This is a genomic window from Flavobacterium sp. ASW18X (assembly GCF_005144745.1).
In the GTDB taxonomy this organism is placed as follows: domain Bacteria; phylum Bacteroidota; class Bacteroidia; order Flavobacteriales; family Flavobacteriaceae; genus Croceivirga.
In genome coordinates, this window is sequence record NZ_SWKK01000025.1 from 16,157 (window position 1) to 36,758 (window position 20,602).

Genomic DNA, 20,602 nt, shown 5'->3' on the forward strand with positions numbered 1-20,602 from the left:
TTCTTAATTTTGCATGCTTAAAAGCTGGTTTATCTGGCAATTAACGTAAGTATTATGCAAGCAGAAATCATTACCATTGGTGATGAGATTTTAATTGGGCAAATTGTAGATACCAACGCTACGTACATGTCCAAAGCCTTGAATAAGATTGGGGTGTCCGTCTATCAAATTACTTCTATACAAGATACCAAAGCTCATATTTTAGAAGCTTTTGAAGCGGCTAAATCCAGGGTAGATTTGGTATTGATTACGGGAGGTCTGGGACCCACAAAGGATGATGTTACCAAATTTGCTTTATGTGAGTACTTTGATGATGTATTGGTAAAGAATGATGCGGTCCTTGAGCATATAGAGATGCTTTTTGAAAAATACGTTTCTACACCTATTTCGGATATGAATCGGCAGCAAGCGCAGGTTCCGAGCAAAGCGGAGGTGCTCCATAATCAATGGGGTACAGCCCCTGGAATGTGGTTGCAAAAAGATGGAGTTGTTTTTGTTTCCATGCCGGGTGTACCTTATGAGATGAAGAATTTAATGGAGCATCAAGTAATACCCCGTATCGTAAAGCGTTTTGATAGACCTTATATCATCCATAGAACCATAAATACATATGGCTTAGGAGAGAGTGCTATAGCAGAAAGAATAGAAACGTGGGAGAATAATTTACCGTCTCCTATTAAACTGGCCTATTTGCCTAGTTTAGGTAAAGTAAGATTGCGTTTAAGTGCAACAGGGAAGCAACAAGAAGTTTTAGCAGCTCAAGTAGAAGAACAAGTGCAACTATTACTGCCACAGATTAAGGATATCGTTTTTGGCGAAGAAAGTGATGAAGAAATAGAAGCAACAATAGGTAGAGCTTTGAATAGACTAGGAAAAAAACTAGCAACAGCAGAAAGCTTTACCGGAGGTAAAATTGCCAATCAATTGTTAGCTATTCCTGGGGCATCAGGTTATTTTAGAGGTAGTATGGTCACCTATGCAACAGATACTAAAATTAACGTTTTGGGAGTTCCTGAGAATGTTATTGAGAACTATTCCGTGGTAAGTGCAGAAGTAGCCAAGGCCATGGTAGAGCGTATAATGATTATTATGGAGGCAGATTTTGCTATTGCAACTACGGGCAATGCGGGGCCATCAAAAGGAGACTCAGATGCAGAAGTAGGTACTGTTTTTATAGCAATTGGCAGTCCAAGTGGTGTTACTGTGCATAATTTTAATTTTGGAGACCACCGGGAACGTGTTGTAAATAGGGCGGTAGGCAAGGCATTAGAACTTTTGCAAAAAGAAATTTTAAATTTCTGAGTTAGAATTTTGTACGTCTAAAAGAAATATCTAAATTTGCACCCTCAATAAAATCAAGCAAAATTTAAGGAGATGTCCAGAATTTGTGAAGTTACAGGAAAAAAGGTGATGTTTGGAAACAACGTGTCCTTCTCTATCAATAAAACGAAAAGAAGATTTGACGCTAATATTTTCAAAAAGAAGTTCTACATCCCTGAGGAAGACCGATGGGTTACAATGAACGTTTCTTCTAAAGGAATCAAGATAATTAACAAAAAAGGGATCTCTGCTGTCTTGAAGGACTTGAGAGCCAACGGTTTTGTTAAGTAAAAAACAGTAAAAGATGGCAAAGAAAGGGAATAGAATTCAGGTGATTTTAGAGTGTACTGAGCACAAGGAGTCTGGTATGCCAGGTACTTCTAGGTACATTACTACTAAAAATAAAAAGAATACGCCAGACAGAATGGAGATTAAAAAATTTAATCCAATTCTTAAGCGTATGACTGTACATAAAGAAATTAAATAAGTTAGGCCATGGCTAAGAAGACAGTAGCAACACTACAAAGTAGTTCAAAAAGATTAACTAAAGCTATCAAAATGGTTAAGTCTCCAAAGAGTGGAGCTTACACTTTTGTTGAGTCTGTTATGGCACCAGAATTGGTGAATGATTGGTTAAATAGCAAGTAGGCTATACCAAAAAAAGATTTTATAGACCGTCCTCGATTATTTTCGGGGACGGTTTTTTATTGCATTATAATGAACTTGTTGCCAAAACGGTTTGCTTTAAATATTTAGATGCAGTTCTACCTATTTAAATGAGCGTACTTTCCTATATTTGACTATCTTTTGTAAAAGCTCATGAGTTTATTTAAAAATATATTTTCCAAAGACAAAAAAGAGACCCTAGATAAGGGTTTAGAAAAGAGTAAGACCAGTTTTTTTGGAAAACTAACTAAAGCCGTTGCGGGTAAATCCAAGGTAGATGATGAAGTATTGGATAACCTAGAAGAGGTTTTGGTAACTTCTGATGTAGGTGTAAATACTACTTTAAAAATCATTGATCGTATAGAAGAACGGGTTTCTAAGGACAAATATTTAGGAACGGAAGAATTAAATAGCATACTTAGAGAGGAGATTGCAGGTTTACTTTCTGAAACCCATAGCGGAGAAGATAAAGAATTTGCTATCCCTACAGACAAAAAGCCCTACGTAATAATGGTAGTGGGTGTCAATGGAGTAGGTAAAACCACAACTATTGGTAAATTGGCTTATCAATTTAAAAAACAAGGTAAAAAGGTGGTCCTCGGTGCCGCAGATACATTTAGAGCTGCTGCTATTGACCAATTACAAGTTTGGGCAGAACGTGTAGATGTGCCAATTATAAAACAGAAGATGGGTAGTGATCCTGCTTCTGTAGCATTTGATACTTTAAATTCTGCCGTATCAGAAGGGGCAGATGTTGTGCTTGTAGATACTGCAGGGCGCTTACATAATAAGGTGAATTTAATGAACGAGTTGTCTAAGGTTAAACGTGTAATGCAAAAAGTAGTACCAGATGCGCCGCACGAGGTACTTTTAGTATTAGATGGCTCAACGGGTCAGAATGCGTTCGAACAAGCAAAGCAGTTTACTAAAGCTACAGAAGTAAGCAGTTTGGCTGTAACTAAGTTAGATGGTACAGCTAAAGGTGGTGTGGTAATTGGTATTTCTGACCAATTCCAAATTCCGGTAAAGTATATTGGTGTAGGTGAGGGTATAGAAGATTTACAGGTTTTTAATAAGTTTGAGTTTGTAGATTCTTTTTTTAAAATGTAATTATGTGTTATGACGTTAAAGCGCAATTAAAAACGCAATTAAAGCGCGCTAAACGTCACGGAGATTCAACAGCGATTCAAGAAATTGAAGAAAAGCTTGCTCCATTAACAGATTTGCCGTTGTACCATGCATCAGGTTTTCAACATCCAAAACTATTTATATACCCTACAGAAACACCATATCTTCCTGTAATTGCTACATGGGGCTTAATACCTCATTGGGTTACTTCTATAGAACAAAAAAATCAGTTATGGAACAAAACCATAAACGCTCGTGGTGAAACACTGCTAGAAAAAGCTTCTTTTAGAGTGCCTGCGTTACGGCAAAGATGTTTGGTTTATGTTGATGGTTTTTATGAACATCATCATCTAAACAAACACGCTTATCCTTTTTACATCAGTCTTAAAAATAAACAAGCAATGTGTTTTGCTGGGGTGTATGATGTTTGGCGAAATCCAAATACTTTTGAAGAGAGCACCAGTTTTGCTATAGTTACTACAAAGGGTAACTCATTGTTACAACGGATACATAACAACCCTAAAGTTAGTGGACCAAGAATGCCATTGATTCTATCAGAAAAAAAAGCAGAAGCGTGGTTAAAAGATGAAGATGAGCGCTTAATGGAAGGTAAAATAGCCACATTGTTAGACCCTATTCCCGAAGATGAATTGGTTTATCATTCGGTAGCTAAATTACGAGGAAAAGGCTATGTAGGTAATATTCCTACGATATCTGACGCTGTAGACTATCCAGAACTAGCACTTGCGTTTTTGTAGCTTATGGTTCATCTCTTTTTAGTGCGAATACTGTATCTTGTAAAGGACTAATTTATCCAACAAGAAAATGAAATATTCTACTTTCGGCAGTTTATTAATGACTGTAATTTTTAGCTGTTTTTTACTTTCCTGTAAACAAGATAGCAACAAAGAAAATGCGGAAAACACAATTCTTTGGGAACCTTATAATGACTCTTTAGAAGTTGCAGCTAATGCAAATCATGATAACCCACGGATGCGATATAAACTAATCCAATCTAAAGTTTTAGATAAAAATGATGTTTTTCGACCGCTTTATCAAGAAGCAAAAGCGTTTTCTAATGAGCGTTATTTGGCTTTAGAACCATATATTTTAGAACAAGATATTCCAAGTATTCAATCCTCTATAAAGCAGGGAAAGTTTACTTATGAAGAATTGGTGCTTTTTTACTTGCACCGTATTTATAAATATGAGTTAGATAACGGTACAACCCTTAATACCATAATTGCTTTGAATGCATCTGCTCTGGAGCAAGCTAGACAATTAAAATCAAATGCAGATGGCGAACACCCTATTTACGGCATGCCTATTCTGTTAAAAGATAATATTGGATTTAAAGGGTTACCGACCACTGCTGGGGCAATAGCTTTAAAAGATAATACTACAGCAGATGCTTTTATAGTAGAACGATTAAAAGAAAAAGGAGCTCTTATCTTAGGTAAGGTAAACTTAAGTGAATGGGCGTATTTCTTTTGCGATGGTTGCCCTGTTGGGTATAGTGCTGTCGGCGGACAGACTTTAAATCCATACGGTAGAAGGTTGTTTGAAACTGGAGGTTCTAGCTCCGGTAGTGGCACTGCAATCGCCGCAGGCTATGCCGTTGCAGCTGTGGGTACAGAAACCTCTGGGTCTATTTTGTCTCCCTCTAGTCAAAATTCTGTGGTAGGGTTAAAACCAACCATTGGAGTGCTAAGTAGAACAGGAATCGTTCCTATTTCTAGTACCTTAGATACCCCAGGGCCAATGACTAGGAATGTTACAGATAATGCGATTCTTTTGGCGGCTATGCTTGGATTTGATGAAGCGGACCAACATGCTATAAAAGATCTATTTTCTGCTGCGCAATTATTGGAAACACCCATGAGTTCCATAGCACAAATTAGAGTAGGTGCTATAACCACTTTAATGCAACAAGATAGTATTTATAAGACAAGGGTAGAAGTCTTAAAATCAGCTGGTGCAACTATAGTACCAATTACACCTCCAGAAGTAAAACTAGATGGTTTTTTGAGTATACTGAACATTGATATGAAGCATGATTTGCCACAATATTTAGAAACTTATGCACAGCAAAAGGATTTGGTTTCTGTGACCTCTGTTGCTGACGTAGTAACCTACAACATACAACATTCTACCTTGCGTATGCCTTATGGACAAGCCAGATTAGAGGGTATTTTAACAGATAGTACAACCATAGAAGAGTTGCAAACTATAAAATTGAATTTGGAAAAAGAAGGTAGGCGCTTTTTTGATGAAGCTTTAGATAACCAAGATCTAGACGCTATTTTGTCTATCAACAATTATCATGCGGGCTATGCAGCAGTGGCTAAATATCCTGCTATCACTATTCCTATGGGGTATAAAACTACAGGTGAGCCCATTGGTTTAACCTTAATAGGTAAACCATTGACAGAGGTTTCCTTACTATCCATAGCCAAGAATTTTGAACAGGTAATGCAGGCTCGCAAAATACCTGAGCTATACAGTAATTAATTTATTTTCATATACTCAGAAAGTAAATACCAAAGGTCAACATCAAATGTCGAAAGCGCAAAGTTTTCGGCATTTGCCGCTTCTCCTAAGCGTACTATTACTAGATTGTGACTGGGTATAACATATATTTTTTGATCATTTTTGCCTAGCGCAGCTATTAAATCTTTAGGTGCGGTGGGTATTAATTGACCTTCATAAAGAGTATTGCTGCCGGGTAGCATGTAGTTTTCTTTGCCATTAAGCCACCATAAATATCCATAGGCGGCATTCCATGGCTGTGAGGTTGTGGTCATTGCATTAAAATAGGATTCATTTCTTAATAGATTTTCATCACTCCAAATACCTTTATTCATTATTAACAACCCAAAACGAGCCATGCTTCTAGCGGTACTAAAATACACGTTGTTTGCCTCTTCTGTAGATAGCCAAAAGCCGTCCATCCCAATTTTATCTTTTAATTGAGATGTAAAGAATTCATTATAGTCAGTTTCTGTGGCTTTTGTTAGTACTTCTTGTAAAAGGGTGTAAGGACCATTATGGTAAGCCCAACGATTGCCAGCCTCAGCAGTAAAAGTTAAGCAGGTAGGTGTTACGCATGTAAACTCAGTTTCATTCAAACCTGTAGTCATGCTTAATTGATGTTTTATGGTAATTTTTAATTCTTGTTCTGGGGTCAAGGAGGTCCACCCATTACCCAAATAGTTACTGGTGGCATCGTTTAAGTTAACTAACTCTTGCGCTAACGCCTGCCCCATAGTAAAAGCAGTTAAAGTTTTGCCAGCAGAAGCCCAATACCAAGTCTTATAAGCGTCAAAGCCGTTAAAATACCATTCCTTTGCGATTCTTCCTTTTTTTAAGATGATAAAGGCTTTTGTATTTTGGTTTTCTAAATAGTTTTTTAGTTCAGTTTCTTTACTTATATCCCAGTCTAATTCAGAAGAACTCAAGGTTTCCCATTCAGAACTATGAACAGGTGGAAAATAGATGTTCTCCATTATTTCGGTTTCATCAACTATTTCCTGTTGTGTGGTATCAGAGGTGTCTTTGTCACAAGATGTAAGCTGTAAAGCAACTAGAGAAATGAAAAGAACATTCAATTTAGTCGTAAAAGGAAGATGTTTCATATTAGTTTAACGAGTAAAACAAAGAAATCTGTTGTAAAATAGACCAGTTGCCACCTTCTGTTGTATTTTTGCCCTCCATTTATAGAAACTATGCGTACGAAATCCCTAAAAAAGAACAAGATAAATGTAGTAACCTTAGGTTGTAGTAAGAATGTCTACGATTCAGAGGTTTTGATGGGGCAATTAAAAGCCAATAACAAAGAGGTTGCCCATGAAGAAGAGGGCAACGTTGTTGTAATTAATACATGCGGGTTTATTGGTAAAGCTAAAGAAGAAAGTGTAAATACAATATTGGAGTACGTACAGAAAAAAGAAGAAGGTACCGTAGATAAAGTTTTTGTTACGGGCTGTTTAAGTGAACGGTATAAGCCAGACTTGGAGCAAGAAATACCTGATGTAGACCAATATTTTGGCACGAGTGATTTGCCAGTGTTACTAAAAGCACTTGGGGCAGACTATAAACATGAACTTATAGGGGAAAGATTAACTACTACGCCTAAAAACTATGCCTATTTAAAAATTGCAGAAGGTTGTGATAGACCTTGCTCTTTTTGCGCTATTCCATTAATGCGGGGTAAGCATAAAAGCACACCGATAGAAGATTTAGTGCAAGAAGCAGAAAAACTTGCGGCAAAAGGAGTTAAAGAGCTTATATTAATAGCGCAAGATTTAACGTACTATGGTCTAGATTTATACAAAAAAAGAAATCTGGCAGAATTGTTAGAAGCCTTAGTAAAAGTAGAAGGAATTGCATGGATTCGTTTACATTATGCTTTTCCTACTGGTTTTCCTATGGATGTACTTGAGGTGATGAAGCGAGAACCGAAAGTCTGTAATTATATAGATATACCATTACAGCATATTGCAGACCCTATTCTAAAAAGTATGCGTAGAGGTACAACCAAGGCAAAGACCACTAAATTATTAGAGGATTTTAGGGCTGCCGTGCCAGAAATGGCCATACGTACTACATTAATAGTGGGTTATCCTGGTGAAACACAAGAAGATTTTGAGACTTTAAGAGAATGGGTAAAAGAAATGCGTTTTGAGCGTCTAGGGTGTTTTACCTATAGCCATGAAGAAAATACGCATGCTTATAAGTTAGAAGATAACGTGCCAGAAGAAGTGAAGCAGGAGCGTGCAAATGAAATCATGGAGATTCAATCGCAAATTTCTTGGGAGTTGAATCAAGAGAAAATTGGTAAAACCTACCGATGCATCATTGACCGTAAAGAGGGGAACTATTTTGTTGGGAGAACCGAGTTTGATTCCCCAGACGTAGACAATGAGGTTTTAATAGATGCTCGTGAGCATTATGTAAAAATCGGCGATTTTACCAATATTACTATTACAGAGGCTTCGGACTTTGACCTATACGGTATGCCTAAGAAACAATAGTTGTTTCTTTTTTGCTATATATAAAACTGTATACTAAGGCTGCTAAAACAGCGCCAAGAATTGGTGCTACCCAAAATAACCATAGTTGTTCTAAGGCCCATACTCCTTCTGCAAATACGGCCTGGCTCAAACTCCTTGCTGGGTTAACAGATGTGTTGGTAATTGGGATGCTTATTAGGTGAATTAATGTTAACGCAAGGCCGATAGCAAGGCCGGCAAATTTACCGTTAGATTTCTCGTCGGTACTACCTAAAATTACCAGTAAAAATACAAACGTAAGTACTAGCTCCGCTACAAACGCAGATATAATATTATAACCTCCTGGTGAGTGCTCATCATAACCGTTTGCTGCAAAACCACCAACCTCAAAGCCAGGCTTTCCTGTGGCAATAAGGTAAATAATAGCAGCACCTGCAATACCTCCTATAATTTGAGCTATTATATAAGGGATTACATCTTTAGATGGCATTCTACCCGCTATCCTTAAACCAATGGTTACGGCAGGGTTAAGATGGCAACCAGATACAGCGCCAATGGCATACGCCATAGTTAATACTGTTAAACCAAATGCAAGAGCAACCCCTGCAAAACCAATACCCAGTTCAGGAAATGCAGCTGCAAAAATTGCACTACCACAGCCACCGAATACTAACCAAAATGTACCGATGAATTCTGCAACATATTTTTTCATTGTTTCTAAATTATTGATGTTTAAATCTTTAGAAACACTTGTAAGAAATAAGTCACATATAAATTATTACTCAGGTAAATATTGAGCGTAAATTACTCTGCCTAATTGTGCTAGAAACGGAATGCCAATGGAGTCATATTCATAATTATCGTTATTAAAAATACCATCTTGGTTTACCAAAATAGTTCCAGATAATATAAATTCTATATCGTTTTTACTATCTACTATATAGGCTGTGTCAGTTAAAGTGCCGTAGGCATACCCTACTTTATTGTAAATTTTAATATGCTTTGGTATTGCTTCTTTTTGGTCACCGTACATAAAGAATTTTACATAACTATCATAGTACATAGAACGGTCATACCCTTGCTGATGCGGTAACACTGCCATAGCCTCTCTCAAAAAATTTAGCTGGTTTGTAGTGAGGTTAAATCGCTCTTTTTTAGGGAAGACTTCTGGGAAAAATATTCGTTTTAAGAGGGCTGTTTGACTTTGAATGGGGAAATGATTTTTTAAACTAAAATCAAACGGTTCCATTATAATTTCATTATCCTCTACATAGCCTATTCCTTTTTCTATTTCTTTTAAGGATAACGGTGTGGGAGCAGTGCTCAACAATTTAGGGGTTGGGCTTACGGTAGAATCGTTCTGGTAAATGAGTAAAGGTTGCGAATGTAACTGGTCTGCCTGGTCTGTAGAAAGCCGATGACTAATCCGTACAGGGCCAATACCGGTACGTTTGAGTCTATGGTTTAAATCGTCAAAGCCTAAAAATTCTACCAGTCTGTTATTGGCCGCATTATCACTTACTGCAAAGATGTCACGGATACATGAGCTAAAAGTAGTGACCGTGGTATCTCCTTCCACATAAAATTTAGTGTCTAACGTTAGGGTGTCTATGGCATTTAATTTTTCAAGAGCAGCAACTGCTGTTGGGAGCTTGACGGTACTGGCAGGATAAAAATAGACCGAACTATCTACCTGAAAATTAAAAGTTTTAAACTGGATACTATCTCCAATTCGGTTGATTTTTACGTATTGTAGTTGTACTTTATATTTAGCAATACTATCAACAACATTTTTAATTCTAGGGTCTTTGGATGTTAATGCAACCGCCAAAAAGTTTTCGGTAGTTTGTTCTTTCTTGCAAGAAATACTAAAAAAAAGCAACAAGCACGATACCAAATACTTCATGCAAATTAGGGATTAGGTTCGGTATATACTTGTCCCCGGTGCGGTTTAAGGTCGTCTCTAACCTGCGGCATTTCAAACTCTGCTACCACTAAAAAAACAAGACTATGACTGTCACTTATATGCGTAATTCCAGTAATATCATACTTTAATTCTTCACTAGAAACATATTCTTTTAAGTGAATTTCATAGTGTTCTGCGGTTTTTGCTGCTGCCGGACCTTTAAAATCCCAAATTAATTTTAGTTTACGGTCTAATAAATTTTTCTCCATCGCTCTTACATATCTAAAACAGAAATACCTTCTTCTGCAAATTTTTTAAAATCTTCTGCGTACTGTTTGGATTGCTTTTTAAACATTCCGGGAAGTAAAAAACCCATGGTTTTCATCAAAAAAGACTCAAAAATAAACTCACTTTCAGAACTCCACAAGGTTTTATCGCCTTGTGCTGTAAAATGATTTTTCTGTATGTTGTGAACGCCTTTACTATCGTATGCCATGTACAATTTGTCTGGTAGCTCTTTTTTTAAAATAGTCTCTACCATTTCCACTTCTCTTTTATTCATTAAAAAGCGCATACTCATGCGGGAACCCTCTTCGCCGCGTTCACCACTTAAATGTTCATGACTTAATAGACCACGCATCCAATGTTTCATGTTTTGCTCATCTAAAAGTATTTTTAGAAATGCTTTTATGGGAAGATTTATTACGATAGTAGTTGTATACTTCATACAAGGTGGTTTGGTTATCTACTAAGGTATTGAATAAAAATAGACCTCAAAAATCTGTTAATCGGTAGTGCCGCTATTGCAACCCTTTAAGGAATTGTTATTTTTGCCAAATGCCGTTTGGAAAAATGAACTTAAAATTGTTAGGCATCACGTGTTTGGTCTTTGGTCTGACTAGCTGTGGTAAACTATTTAAAAAGCAAGAAGATAAACCTGCATTAGCCAGAGTGGGGGACGCTTATTTATACCAAGAAGATATTGCTACTTTAGTCACAGCAAACATGTCTAAGGAAGATAGTGCTGCATTTGTGAGTAATTATATAAATACTTGGGCTTCTAAGCAATTGTTAATGAACAAGTCCAAAATAAATTTACCAGAAAACAAATTAGCTGAATTTGATAGATTGGTGAGTGATTACAAAACGGATTTGTATACCAGAGCTTATTTGGAGGCATTGGTTCAGAAAGCTCTTGATACTACTATAACAGAAGAACAGTTGTCCGCTTTTTACCAAGAACAAAAAGAAAACTTTAAGCTCAATGAGCGTGTGGTACAATTACGCTTTGTTGTATTGCCACCGCAGTTTTTAAATATGGAAGAGGTAAAAACAAAGTTAAAAAGCTTTAAACCAGAAGATAAACAGTTTTTAGATTCCATTGCTGTACAATTTAAAAAAATTCATTTGAATGATTCTATTTGGATAAGTACCTCGAGACTAACTACAGAGATTCCTGTTTTGAATACTGTGAGGCCAGATGATTACCTAAAAAAATCACAATTTTTTGAATTGCAAGACTCTCTAGGGGTATATTTGGGAAAGGTGAATAATGTGTTGAAGGTAAATGATATAGCGCCTTTGCCCTACGTGGAGCCAAATATTAAGCAAATCATTTTAAATAGAAGACGTCTTGAATTAATGCGGAAATTGGAGACGGAGTTAATTGATGAAGCCGTAAAAACAAAAGACTTTGAAATTTATGCTAAGTAAGAACATCCTAGCCGGAATCTTTTCTATCCTTATTACTTGTGTTTATGCACAAGAAGAAAGCGCAACTGCGGATTCTACAGTAACTAGAAATTATAAAAAATTAGATGGTATTGCCGCTGTAATAGGGGATTATGTAATCTTGGATTCTGATGTACAAAAAACCTTGATTGATTTAAAAAGTCAGGGAGCTTCTACAGAAGACATTACCCATTGCCAGTTAATGGGCAAACTTATGGAAGACCGTCTGTATGCACACCAAGCAGTACAAGATAGTTTATTGGTTTCTGATGATCAGGTAAATGCTACTAGTGATAGACAAATACAACAATTATCTCAGCAAATAGGTAGTGTAGAAAAGATGTTGAAATACTACAACAAACCGGATTTAAAATCTTTTAAAGACGAGTTGTTCGAGATTAATAAGCTACGCATGTTGTCTGAAAAAATGCAAGCCAAAATTGTAGAAGATATAGAAGTAACGCCAGAAGAAGTGAGGCAATTCTTTTATGCTATACCAGAAGAAGAACGACCTGTATTTGGTGCAGAATTAGAGATTTCTCAAATTGTAAAGGCTCCAGAACCTAGCGAAGAAGAACAACAAAAAGTAATAAACAGGTTAAAGGAGATTAAGCAAGATGTAGAAGAAAATGGCTCTAGTTTTAATGTGAAAGCTATTTTATATTCACAAGATCCTGGGTCAAAAACCAAAGGAGGTTTTTATAGTATGACAAGGGAAACTCCTTTTGTGAAAGAATTTAAAGATGTGGCCTTTAGTTTGCAAGAAGGTGAAATTTCTGAGCCTTTTAAAACCATTTTTGGGTATCATATTATTTACATGGAAAAAATAAGAGGGCAAGAAAGAGATTTACGCCACATTTTATTGGTTCCAGAGGTGTCTGACCAACGTTTAAGAGAAGCATCAAAAGAGTTAGATTCTATTAGGCAACATATTCTAGATGGTAAATATACTTTTGCAGAGGCTGCTACTAATTTTTCTGATGAAAAAGAAACTAAGTTTGATGGGGGCGTCCTTCGTAATCCAATCAATTTTGATTCTAAATTTGAGTTGACTAAAATGGATCCTGCCTTGTACAACCAAGTACGTAATTTAAAGGATGGGGAAATTAGTTATCCAATTAAAGAAGATGATCCAAGGGGAGGGCCTCCAAAATTCAAAATCATGCAAATCACAAACAGGTTCGATGAACATAAGGCAGATTTTGCAAAAGATTATATTAAAATCCAAGAATTAGCGTTAAGGGAAAAGCAGTTCAAGGCTATTAAAAAATGGATGGCAGAAAAAATAGAAGACACCTATATTCATGTAGATGAAGATAACAGAGGGTGTGATTTTGCCAACAATTGGCTTAAAAAGTAATTGAATGTCCGACGTAGAAGCAGTTAAACAACTCGTACAGAAACATAAGGAACTTAAAGAAGAAATTGGTAAAGTCATTATTGGGCAAACCAATGTGGTAGAACAAATATTAATTTCTATCTATACGGGTGGGCATTCCCTTTTAATAGGAGTGCCAGGACTGGCTAAAACGTTAATGGTAAACACCATTGCACAAACTTTAGGACTCAATTTTAAACGAATTCAGTTTACACCAGACTTAATGCCAAGTGATATTCTTGGTAGCGAAGTCTTAGACAAGGACCGTAATTTTAAATTTATAAAAGGGCCGGTTTTTGGTAATATTATATTAGCGGATGAGATTAACCGTACGCCCCCAAAAACACAGGCAGCATTACTAGAGGCCATGCAAGAAAGGGCGGTTACCGTAGCGGGGCAACGTTATCCGTTAGATTTGCCTTACTTTGTACTGGCAACACAAAACCCAATAGAACAAGAGGGTACCTACCCGTTACCAGAAGCACAGTTAGACCGTTTTATGTTCGCTATAGAACTAAAATATCCTTCTGTTACAGAAGAGGTGCAGGTAGTGAAAGCAACAACAAGTACAACAAACTACATACCTAAAGCCATTTTTAATGCAGCATCAATAATTGATGTTCAACAACTTATTCGTAAAATTCCGATTGCGGATAATGTAATTGAATACGCAGTTAATTTGGTGAACAATACTAGAGCCAATCTAGACGGTGCACCTGACATAGTTAAAAACTATGTGGATTGGGGTGCAGGTCCTAGAGCTTCTCAAAACTTAGTATTGGCAGCCAAAGCACACGCTGCAATTAATGGCAAGTTCTCTCCGGACATTGAGGATGTTAAAGCCATAGCGCATGGCATCCTTAGACACAGAATACTTAAAAATTACAAAGCAGAAGCAGAAGGGATATCAGAAGATATCATTATTAGTAAACTATTGGCTTAGATTTGTTATAAATTAGATTTATCACAAAATACTTCAATAAGGTATGCACCCTGTTTTAGTACTTTTGTGTTTACTGAATAGTATTGACCAAAACTAAAACTAAACTAGCAAAACCTAAGCTTTATTTAAACATCTATGAGTATTTATCAGGATTATCTTAAAGAGATTGAAGAGAGAAAAGCTCAGGGACTTCACCCAAAACCAATAGACGATGGTGAATTACTGAGTGCAATTATTGATCAAATCAAAGATTTGAACAATGAACACAGAGAAGATTCGCTCAAGTTTTTTATTTATAACACCTTGCCGGGTACCACAAGTGCAGCAGGTGTTAAAGCGGCTTTTTTAAAGGAGATTATTTTAGGAGAAACGAAGGTTGCTGAAATAACTCCGGAATTTGCCTTTGAGCAGCTAAGTCATATGAAGGGAGGTCCTTCTATTCAAGTGCTACTAGACTTGGCATTGGGTAATGACATGGCAATAGCCAATGCTGCCGCAAAAGTTTTAAAAACACAGGTATTTTTATACGAGGCGGATACAGAACGTTTAGAAGAGGCGTATAAAGCAGGAAATACCATTGCTAAAGAATTATTAGAAAGCTATGCTCAGGCAGAGTTTTTCACCAAATTACCAGAAGTAGAAGAAGAAATACAAGTGGTAACGTATATTGCTGGAGTGGGAGATATTTCTACAGATTTACTATCTCCAGGTGCTGATGCCCACTCTAGATCAGATAGAGAATTGCATGGTCAATGTATTTTTGAGCATAATAAAGACATGCAAAAAGAAGTGTTGAAGCTAAAAGAACAGCATCCAGACAAAAGAGTGATGTTGATTGCGGAAAAAGGAACCATGGGTGTGGGTTCTTCTAGAATGTCTGGTGTAAATAATGTGGCATTGTGGACAGGAATACCTTCTAGTCCATACGTTCCATTTATAAATATTGCACCTGTTATCGCAGGTACCAATGGTATCGCGCCTATATTTTTAACAACTGTTGGTGTAACCGGTGGTATAGGTATTGACCTTAAGAACTGGGTAAAGCAGAAAGATGAAAATGGTAACACCATTGTAGATGAAGACGGGGAACCAATTTTAAAAGAAGAGTACTCAGTAAAAACCGGAACGGTACTTACCATCAATACAAAGACTAAAAAACTGTATAATGGTGATACAGAGTTAAAAGATATTTCTACGGCCTTAACACCGCAGAAAATGGAGTTTATAAAAGCTGGTGGTTCGTATGCTGTAGTATTTGGTAAAAAACTTCAAACAATAGCTTGCTCTATTTTGGGTATAGACATACCCCAAGTATATGCACCTTCTAAAGAAATTTCTATTGAAGGTCAAGGTTTAACCGCGGTAGAGAAGATTTTTAATAAGAATGCGGTAGGGAACACGCCAGGTAAAACATTGCATACAGGTTCTAACGTAAGAGTAGAGGTTAACATTGTAGGTTCTCAGGATACTACAGGGTTAATGACCTCACAAGAGTTAGAAATGATGGCGGCTAAAGTAATTAGTCCAATCGTTGATGCGGGATACCAATCGGGTTGCCATACAGCTTCTGTATGGGACGATAAATCCAAAGCAAATATTCCTAGGTTAATGAAGTTCATGAACGACTTTGGTTTAATTACAGGTCGTGACCCAAAAGGGAAATACCATGCCATGACAGATGTTATCCATAAGGTATTGAATGATATTACGGTGAGTGATTGGGATATTATTATAGGTGGTGATTCGCATACGCGTATGTCTAAAGGAGTTGCTTTTGGTGCAGACTCTGGTACAGTGGCTTTGGCTTTGGCTACAGGAGAAGCTACGATGCCAATTCCGGACTCCGTTAAAGTTACCTTCAAAGGAAACATGCGCAGTTACATGGACTTCCGCGATGTAGTACATGCTACGCAACAACAAATGTTGAAGCAGTTTGATGGAGAAAACGTATTTCAAGGTAGAGTTATAGAAGTACACATTGGTACATTGACCTCTGACCAAGCGTTTACGTTCACAGATTGGACAGCAGAGATGAAAGCAAAGGCTTCTATTTGTATTTCTGAAGACGAGACATTGATTGAATCTTTAGAAATTGCTAAAAATCGTATCCAAATCATGATAGATAAGGGTATGGATAATGAAAAGCAAGTACTTAAAGGTCTGGTAGAAAAAGCAGAGGCTAGAATTACAGAGGTTAAAACGGGTATTAAACCAGCTCTTAAGCCAGATGCAAATGCTAAGTATTATGCAGAAGTGGTGATAGATTTGGATGAGATTGCCGAGCCAATGATTGCTGATCCAGATGTAAATAACGAGGATGTATCTAAAAGATATACGCACGATACCATTAGACCGTTATCTTTCTACGGGGGCACCAAGAAGGTAGACCTTGGGTTCGTTGGTTCTTGTATGGTGCATAAGGGCGATATGAAGATTTTAGCACAAATGCTAAAAAATATAGAAGCACAGCAAGGTAAGGTAGAATTTAATGCGCCATTAGTCGTAGCGCCACCTACCTACAATATTGTTGACGAATTAAAAGCAGAAGGCGATTGGGAAGTATTACAACGTTACTCAGGTTTTGAGTTTGATGATAATGCACCAAAAGGTTTGGCTAGAACCAAATACGAGAACATGTTGTATTTGGAGCGCCCAGGTTGTAACCTATGTATGGGTAACCAAGAAAAGGCAGAACCTGGAGACACCGTTATGGCTACCTCTACAAGATTGTTCCAAGGTAGGGTTGTTAAAGATTCTTCTGAGAAAAAAGGAGAGTCCTTACTTTCTTCTACACCAGTGGTGGTATTGTCTTGTATTTTAGGAAGAACACCAACAATGGAAGAATACGAGGCAGCTGTAGATGGTATCGTATTAACTAAATTTAAACCGTCTCAGAAGCAATTGGTAATGTAAAGCTATTGCTTAGTTTATAAAGTGTAAAGCCCAAGATTTTCTTGGGCTTTTTTAGTTTTTGAGATAAGGTTTTGTCTTATGGCGAACATACTACTGTATTCCGTTATTTATATTGAGGGCCTTGCTATAATAAGTTTAGATAGCGGTATAATGCTTATCTAGTTTATTTGTAGTGGAAATTTTAAGAATTATAACTAATTTGTAGAATCAAAAAAAGAAAATAAATAAACAGTATATGGCATTCGACATTGATATGATTAAAGGAGTTTACTCCCAAATGGCCGAACGAGTTGATAAAGCACGTGATGTTATTGGAAAACCAATGACATTGGCCGAAAAAATATTATACTCTCACCTATGGGATGGAGCACCGAAAACAGCGTTTAGAAGAGGAAAAGATTATGTAGACTTTGCTCCAGATAGGGTAGCGTGTCAAGATGCTACGGCACAGATGGCCTTATTGCAATTTATGCAAGCAGGTAAACCAAAAGTTGCCGTGCCAACCACAGTACACTGTGATCACCTAATACAAGCTAAAATTGGGGCAGATAAGGATTTGCAAAATGCAATTAATCAATCTTCCGAGGTGTTCAACTTCTTAGAGTCAGTATCTAACAAGTACGGTATTGGATTCTGGAAGCCAGGTGCAGGTATTATTCACCAAGTAGTTTTAGAAAATTATGCTTTTCCTGGCGGAATGATGATAGGTACAGATTCTCACACGGTAAATGCCGGTGGTTTAGGCATGGTAGCTATTGGTGTTGGTGGAGCAGATGCTGTAGATGTAATGGCCGGAATGGCATGGGAACTTAAGTTTCCTAAATTAATTGGAGTAAAATTAACTGGAAAATTGTCAGGATGGTCAGCACCAAAAGATGTAATACTTAAGGTAGCAGAAATACTTACCGTTAAAGGTGGTACGGGTGCTATCATTGAATATTTTGGCGAAGGTGCTACTTCCATGTCTTGTACTGGTAAAGGTACCATTTGTAATATGGGAGCAGAGGTAGGTGCAACTACTTCTACCTTTGGATATGATGAGTCCATGGCTCGTTACCTAAAGTCTACGGGTAGGGCAGATGTGGCAGAAGCTGCAGATGCTATTAAGGATTATCTAACGGGTGATGATGAGGTGTATGCCAATCCAGAAGATTACTTTGATCAAGTTATTGAAATTAATCTAGATACCCTAAAACCCCATTTGAACGGCCCGTTTACACCAGATTTAGCTACGGTTGCTGGCTCTGAAATGACAGAAAAGGCTAAGAAGAATGATTGGCCCATGAAGGTTGAATGGGGCCTTATCGGTTCTTGTACCAATTCATCTTACGAGGATTTATCTAGGGCGGCAAGTGTGGCAAAGCAAGCGGTAGAGTTGGGATTAAAGCCTAAGGCTGACTTTGGAATTAACCCAGGCTCTGAACAAGTGCGCTATACTGCGGAGCGTGATGGTCTTTTGGATATTTTTGAGCAATTAGGGGCCAAAATATTTACGAACGCCTGTGGCCCTTGTATTGGGCAGTGGGGCCGTTATGAGGATCCAAAAAATGCGCCAAAAAACACTATAGTACATTCTTTTAATAGAAACTTTGCCAAGCGCGCAGATGGTAACCCAAATACACACGCATTTGTGGCATCTCCAGAATTGGTGGCGGCATTGGCTATCTCCGGAAAGCTAGATTTTAATCCGGAAACAGATACCTTGGTAAATGATGAAGGACAAGAAGTAAAGTTAAAAGAACCAACCGGGTTCGAGTTACCTCCAAAAGGTTTTGATGTGGAAGACCCAGGTTACCAAGCACCGAAAGCAGATGGTTCTGGTGTAGAAGTAGTGGTAAAAGAGGGTTCTGAACGTTTACAGTTGCTAGACCCATTTATGCCTATTACTAAAGACGATTTACAAGGAATGAAGCTTTTGATAAAAGCATATGGCAAGTGTACTACAGACCATATTTCTATGGCAGGTCCGTGGTTGCGTTTTAGAGGGCATCTAGACAACATTGCCAATAACACTTTAATAGGAGCAGTTAATGCTTATAATGAGAAAACCAATTTTGTAAAGAATCAATTGACAGGGGAGTACGGTCCAGTACCAGACACTCAACGGGAATACAAAGCAAAAGGTATTAAATCTATCGTAGTTGGTGATCACAATTATGGTGAAGGTTCTTCTCGAGAGCATGCAGCCATGCAACCCAGACATCTAGGGGTAGCGGCAGTTCTAGTAAAATCTTTTGCTAGGATACATGAAACCAACCTTAAAAAGCAAGGTATGTTGGCCTTGACCTTTGCTAACGAATCGGATTATGATTTAATTCAGGAAGATGATACTTTCAATTTTTTAGATATCGAAAGTTTTGCCCCAGATAAACCGCTAACAATAGAAGTAGCGCATGCTGATGGCAGTAAGGATACAATTAAAGTGAATCATACCTATAATGATGCACAAATTGGATGGTTTAAAGAAGGTTCTGCTTTGAATGTTATTAAGAAAGAAAATGCTGCCTAAATTTAACGTAGCATAAATGATGAATAAAAAACTCCTGAATTCTCAGGAGTTTTTTAGTTTTGTGCAAATCTGAAAACCATTCATGAAGAATAAAAAGAAGACCTTTTTCAATTTACTTATTATCCTTTTTATTGCTGCCTTTTTTGTAACACCTCTAGGGCATTATGGTAAATTGTTTTTAAATAGAATATTCGCTACATCACCCGCAGAAATCGCTGTTGCTGAACAGCAAAAAATAACCGACTACGATTGGAAACTTAAAGACGAGGATTGGAACTTTTTTAATTTTGAGGTATCTAAGAACAGAGTTGTAATTATTAACTTTTGGTCTAGTTGGCGCTTGCCTTCAGAGGCAGAATTGGCTAGTATTCAGGAGTTATACGATGATTACGAGGGAAAAGTAGATTTCTATATAATTACGGACGAGTTGCAAGCTCCCGTAGAAGAATTTATGGCAAAACACGAATTTAATTTTCCGGTTACTTACCAAATAATAGGAGAAAAGTCACCATTCCCTATACCTACACCACCGCATAGTTATGTTATAAGTAAAAGTGGTGCAATTGTAGTAAATGAGGAAGGTATTTCAGATTGGAATACTACAGAAGTGAGGTCTCTCTTAGACCGTTTGATGAGCGAATAATCCTTATTTTTTAAAGTATTTAAAAGGAACAACCAACATTCCAAAATTCTCACTTTCTTCTTTACCTAAATGTTTGTGATGGATTTTGTGTGCTCGTCTTACTCCTTTCGCATACCAATTATTGGCATTTCTAAACATCTTAAAACGTTGGTGTATAAATATATCGTGTACCACAAAATAAGCTATACCGTAAGCTAAAATTCCAAAACCTAAAGGCCAACCATACCAAAATGTTGTTTCAGCGCCTAAATAAAATAAGGTCATACTTACGATAGCGTAGAAGATAAAGAAAGCATCATTGCGTTCAAACCAGGAATCATGATCCTTGTTGTGATGGTCTCTATGTAAACTCCACAAAAAACCGTGCATCACGTATTTGTGGGTAAACCATGCCATAAATTCCATAAAACTAAATGTACCTAGGAATATTACTATCCAAAGAAAAATTTTCAT

20 protein-coding genes are annotated in these 20,602 nt (G+C 37.2%); 14 read left to right on the top strand and 6 right to left on the bottom strand.

Annotated features, from left to right (window positions below; genetic code table 11):
- The first annotated feature begins 54 nt into the window (after positions 1–54).
- The 7 genes from FBT53_RS14820 to FBT53_RS14850 all read left to right on the top strand — a co-directional run bounded on the left by FBT53_RS14820 (position 55) and on the right by FBT53_RS14850 (position 5,625).
- Entirely contained in the window at positions 55–1,302 is a 1,248-nt protein-coding gene (locus tag FBT53_RS14820; protein WP_136951975.1) for a CinA family nicotinamide mononucleotide deamidase-related protein, read from the top strand.
- A gap of 72 nt (positions 1,303–1,374) precedes the next feature.
- Positions 1,375–1,611, top strand: a complete 237-nt coding sequence (rpmB, locus tag FBT53_RS14825; RefSeq protein WP_136951976.1) for a 50S ribosomal protein L28 — start codon at positions 1,375–1,377, stop codon at positions 1,609–1,611.
- A 13-nt stretch (positions 1,612–1,624) separates the two neighbouring features.
- The gene (gene rpmG / locus FBT53_RS14830) at positions 1,625–1,807 is read left to right on the top strand and encodes a 50S ribosomal protein L33 (RefSeq protein ID WP_031444791.1); all 183 of its coding nucleotides are present in this window, start codon (positions 1,625–1,627) and stop codon (positions 1,805–1,807) included.
- A gap of 8 nt (positions 1,808–1,815) precedes the next feature.
- Positions 1,816–1,968 carry a DUF4295 domain-containing protein gene (locus FBT53_RS14835; RefSeq protein ID WP_136951977.1) on the top strand — a complete coding sequence of 51 codons (153 nt, stop codon included), beginning with the start codon at positions 1,816–1,818 and terminating at the stop codon, positions 1,966–1,968.
- A 171-nt stretch (positions 1,969–2,139) separates the two neighbouring features.
- Positions 2,140–3,096, top strand: a complete 957-nt coding sequence (gene ftsY, locus FBT53_RS14840; protein WP_136951978.1) for a signal recognition particle-docking protein FtsY — start codon at positions 2,140–2,142, stop codon at positions 3,094–3,096.
- 2 nt (positions 3,097–3,098) lie between these two features.
- A complete protein-coding gene (locus FBT53_RS14845) occupies positions 3,099–3,872 on the top strand; it encodes an SOS response-associated peptidase (protein WP_136951979.1) in 774 nt (257 codons plus the stop codon).
- 67 nt (positions 3,873–3,939) lie between these two features.
- Positions 3,940–5,625 (top strand): amidase family protein, encoded by a 1,686-nt coding sequence (locus FBT53_RS14850; protein ID WP_136951980.1) that lies wholly within the window; start codon positions 3,940–3,942, stop codon positions 5,623–5,625.
- Here the strand turns inward: FBT53_RS14850 and FBT53_RS14855 are convergent.
- Complete coding sequence (locus FBT53_RS14855; protein WP_136951981.1) at positions 5,622–6,749, bottom strand: serine hydrolase; 1,128 nt, start codon at positions 6,747–6,749, stop codon at positions 5,622–5,624. The two genes, FBT53_RS14850 and FBT53_RS14855, sit on opposite strands and share 4 nt — an antisense overlap.
- Positions 6,750–6,839: 90 nt before the next feature.
- Between FBT53_RS14855 and rimO the strand changes: the two genes are divergently transcribed.
- Complete coding sequence (gene rimO, locus FBT53_RS14860) at positions 6,840–8,147, top strand: 30S ribosomal protein S12 methylthiotransferase RimO (RefSeq protein WP_136951982.1); 1,308 nt, start codon at positions 6,840–6,842, stop codon at positions 8,145–8,147.
- Here the strand turns inward: rimO and aqpZ are convergent.
- From aqpZ to FBT53_RS14880, 4 genes are read right to left on the bottom strand one after another with little or no spacing between them, the layout of a single operon-like run.
- On the bottom strand, positions 8,134–8,856 hold the full coding sequence (gene aqpZ, locus FBT53_RS14865) for an aquaporin Z (protein ID WP_255578317.1): 723 nt from the start codon (positions 8,854–8,856) through the stop codon (positions 8,134–8,136). The two genes, rimO and aqpZ, sit on opposite strands and share 14 nt — an antisense overlap.
- Positions 8,857–8,904: 48 nt before the next feature.
- Positions 8,905–10,032: a serine hydrolase gene (locus FBT53_RS14870; protein WP_136951984.1), complete on the bottom strand. Its 1,128-nt coding sequence runs from the start codon at positions 10,030–10,032 to the stop codon at positions 8,905–8,907.
- Positions 10,033–10,037: 5 nt separating this feature from the next.
- Complete coding sequence (locus tag FBT53_RS14875; protein ID WP_136951985.1) at positions 10,038–10,301, bottom strand: hypothetical protein; 264 nt, start codon at positions 10,299–10,301, stop codon at positions 10,038–10,040.
- Positions 10,302–10,306: 5 nt separating this feature from the next.
- Positions 10,307–10,759, bottom strand: coding sequence for an SRPBCC family protein (locus tag FBT53_RS14880; protein ID WP_136951986.1), 453 nt, complete (start codon positions 10,757–10,759; stop codon positions 10,307–10,309).
- 125 nt (positions 10,760–10,884) lie between these two features.
- On the opposite strand from FBT53_RS14880, the gene FBT53_RS14885 reads away from it, so the two are divergent.
- The 6 genes from FBT53_RS14885 to FBT53_RS14910 all read left to right on the top strand — a co-directional run bounded on the left by FBT53_RS14885 (position 10,885) and on the right by FBT53_RS14910 (position 20,149).
- A complete protein-coding gene (locus tag FBT53_RS14885) occupies positions 10,885–11,745 on the top strand; it encodes a peptidyl-prolyl cis-trans isomerase (RefSeq protein WP_240729844.1) in 861 nt (286 codons plus the stop codon).
- Entirely contained in the window at positions 11,735–13,123 is a 1,389-nt protein-coding gene (locus FBT53_RS14890; RefSeq protein WP_136952012.1) for a peptidylprolyl isomerase, read from the top strand. Before FBT53_RS14885 ends, FBT53_RS14890 begins: the two co-directional genes overlap by 11 nt.
- A 4-nt stretch (positions 13,124–13,127) precedes the next feature.
- Positions 13,128–14,084: a MoxR family ATPase gene (locus FBT53_RS14895; protein WP_136951988.1), complete on the top strand. Its 957-nt coding sequence runs from the start codon at positions 13,128–13,130 to the stop codon at positions 14,082–14,084.
- 135 nt (positions 14,085–14,219) lie between these two features.
- A complete protein-coding gene (locus FBT53_RS14900) occupies positions 14,220–16,997 on the top strand; it encodes a bifunctional aconitate hydratase 2/2-methylisocitrate dehydratase (RefSeq protein WP_136951989.1) in 2,778 nt (925 codons plus the stop codon).
- 235 nt (positions 16,998–17,232) lie between these two features.
- The gene (locus FBT53_RS14905) at positions 17,233–19,506 is read left to right on the top strand and encodes an aconitate hydratase (protein ID WP_136951990.1); all 2,274 of its coding nucleotides are present in this window, start codon (positions 17,233–17,235) and stop codon (positions 19,504–19,506) included.
- 82 nt (positions 19,507–19,588) lie between these two features.
- Positions 19,589–20,149, top strand: a complete 561-nt coding sequence (locus tag FBT53_RS14910) for a TlpA disulfide reductase family protein (protein WP_136951991.1) — start codon at positions 19,589–19,591, stop codon at positions 20,147–20,149.
- A gap of 3 nt (positions 20,150–20,152) precedes the next feature.
- Here FBT53_RS14910 and FBT53_RS14915 read toward each other — a convergent pair whose 3' ends face one another.
- Positions 20,153–20,602 carry a sterol desaturase family protein gene (locus tag FBT53_RS14915; RefSeq protein WP_136951992.1) on the bottom strand — a complete coding sequence of 150 codons (450 nt, stop codon included), beginning with the start codon at positions 20,600–20,602 and terminating at the stop codon, positions 20,153–20,155.

Excerpts from the sequence above, each read along its gene's own strand:
- FBT53_RS14820 (WP_136951975.1), top strand. The coding sequence starts at position 55 with ATGCAAGCAGAAATCATTACCATTGGTGATGAGATTTTAATTGGGCAA.
- rpmB (WP_136951976.1), top strand. The coding sequence starts at position 1,375 with ATGTCCAGAATTTGTGAAGTTACAGGAAAAAAGGTGATGTTTGGAAAC.
- rpmG (WP_031444791.1), top strand. The coding sequence starts at position 1,625 with ATGGCAAAGAAAGGGAATAGAATTCAGGTGATTTTAGAGTGTACTGAG.
- FBT53_RS14835 (WP_136951977.1), top strand. The coding sequence starts at position 1,816 with ATGGCTAAGAAGACAGTAGCAACACTACAAAGTAGTTCAAAAAGATTA.
- ftsY (WP_136951978.1), top strand. The coding sequence starts at position 2,140 with ATGAGTTTATTTAAAAATATATTTTCCAAAGACAAAAAAGAGACCCTA.
- FBT53_RS14845 (WP_136951979.1), top strand. The coding sequence starts at position 3,099 with ATGTGTTATGACGTTAAAGCGCAATTAAAAACGCAATTAAAGCGCGCT.
- FBT53_RS14850 (WP_136951980.1), top strand. The coding sequence starts at position 3,940 with ATGAAATATTCTACTTTCGGCAGTTTATTAATGACTGTAATTTTTAGC.
- FBT53_RS14855 (WP_136951981.1), bottom strand. The coding sequence starts at position 6,749 with ATGAAACATCTTCCTTTTACGACTAAATTGAATGTTCTTTTCATTTCT.
- rimO (WP_136951982.1), top strand. The coding sequence starts at position 6,840 with ATGCGTACGAAATCCCTAAAAAAGAACAAGATAAATGTAGTAACCTTA.
- FBT53_RS14870 (WP_136951984.1), bottom strand. The coding sequence starts at position 10,032 with ATGAAGTATTTGGTATCGTGCTTGTTGCTTTTTTTTAGTATTTCTTGC.
- FBT53_RS14875 (WP_136951985.1), bottom strand. The coding sequence starts at position 10,301 with ATGGAGAAAAATTTATTAGACCGTAAACTAAAATTAATTTGGGATTTT.
- FBT53_RS14880 (WP_136951986.1), bottom strand. The coding sequence starts at position 10,759 with ATGAAGTATACAACTACTATCGTAATAAATCTTCCCATAAAAGCATTT.
- FBT53_RS14885 (WP_240729844.1), top strand. The coding sequence starts at position 10,885 with ATGAACTTAAAATTGTTAGGCATCACGTGTTTGGTCTTTGGTCTGACT.
- FBT53_RS14890 (WP_136952012.1), top strand. The coding sequence starts at position 11,735 with ATGCTAAGTAAGAACATCCTAGCCGGAATCTTTTCTATCCTTATTACT.
- FBT53_RS14895 (WP_136951988.1), top strand. The coding sequence starts at position 13,128 with ATGTCCGACGTAGAAGCAGTTAAACAACTCGTACAGAAACATAAGGAA.
- FBT53_RS14900 (WP_136951989.1), top strand. The coding sequence starts at position 14,220 with ATGAGTATTTATCAGGATTATCTTAAAGAGATTGAAGAGAGAAAAGCT.
- FBT53_RS14905 (WP_136951990.1), top strand. The coding sequence starts at position 17,233 with ATGGCATTCGACATTGATATGATTAAAGGAGTTTACTCCCAAATGGCC.
- FBT53_RS14910 (WP_136951991.1), top strand. The coding sequence starts at position 19,589 with ATGAAGAATAAAAAGAAGACCTTTTTCAATTTACTTATTATCCTTTTT.
- FBT53_RS14915 (WP_136951992.1), bottom strand. The coding sequence starts at position 20,602 with ATGAAAATTTTTCTTTGGATAGTAATATTCCTAGGTACATTTAGTTTT.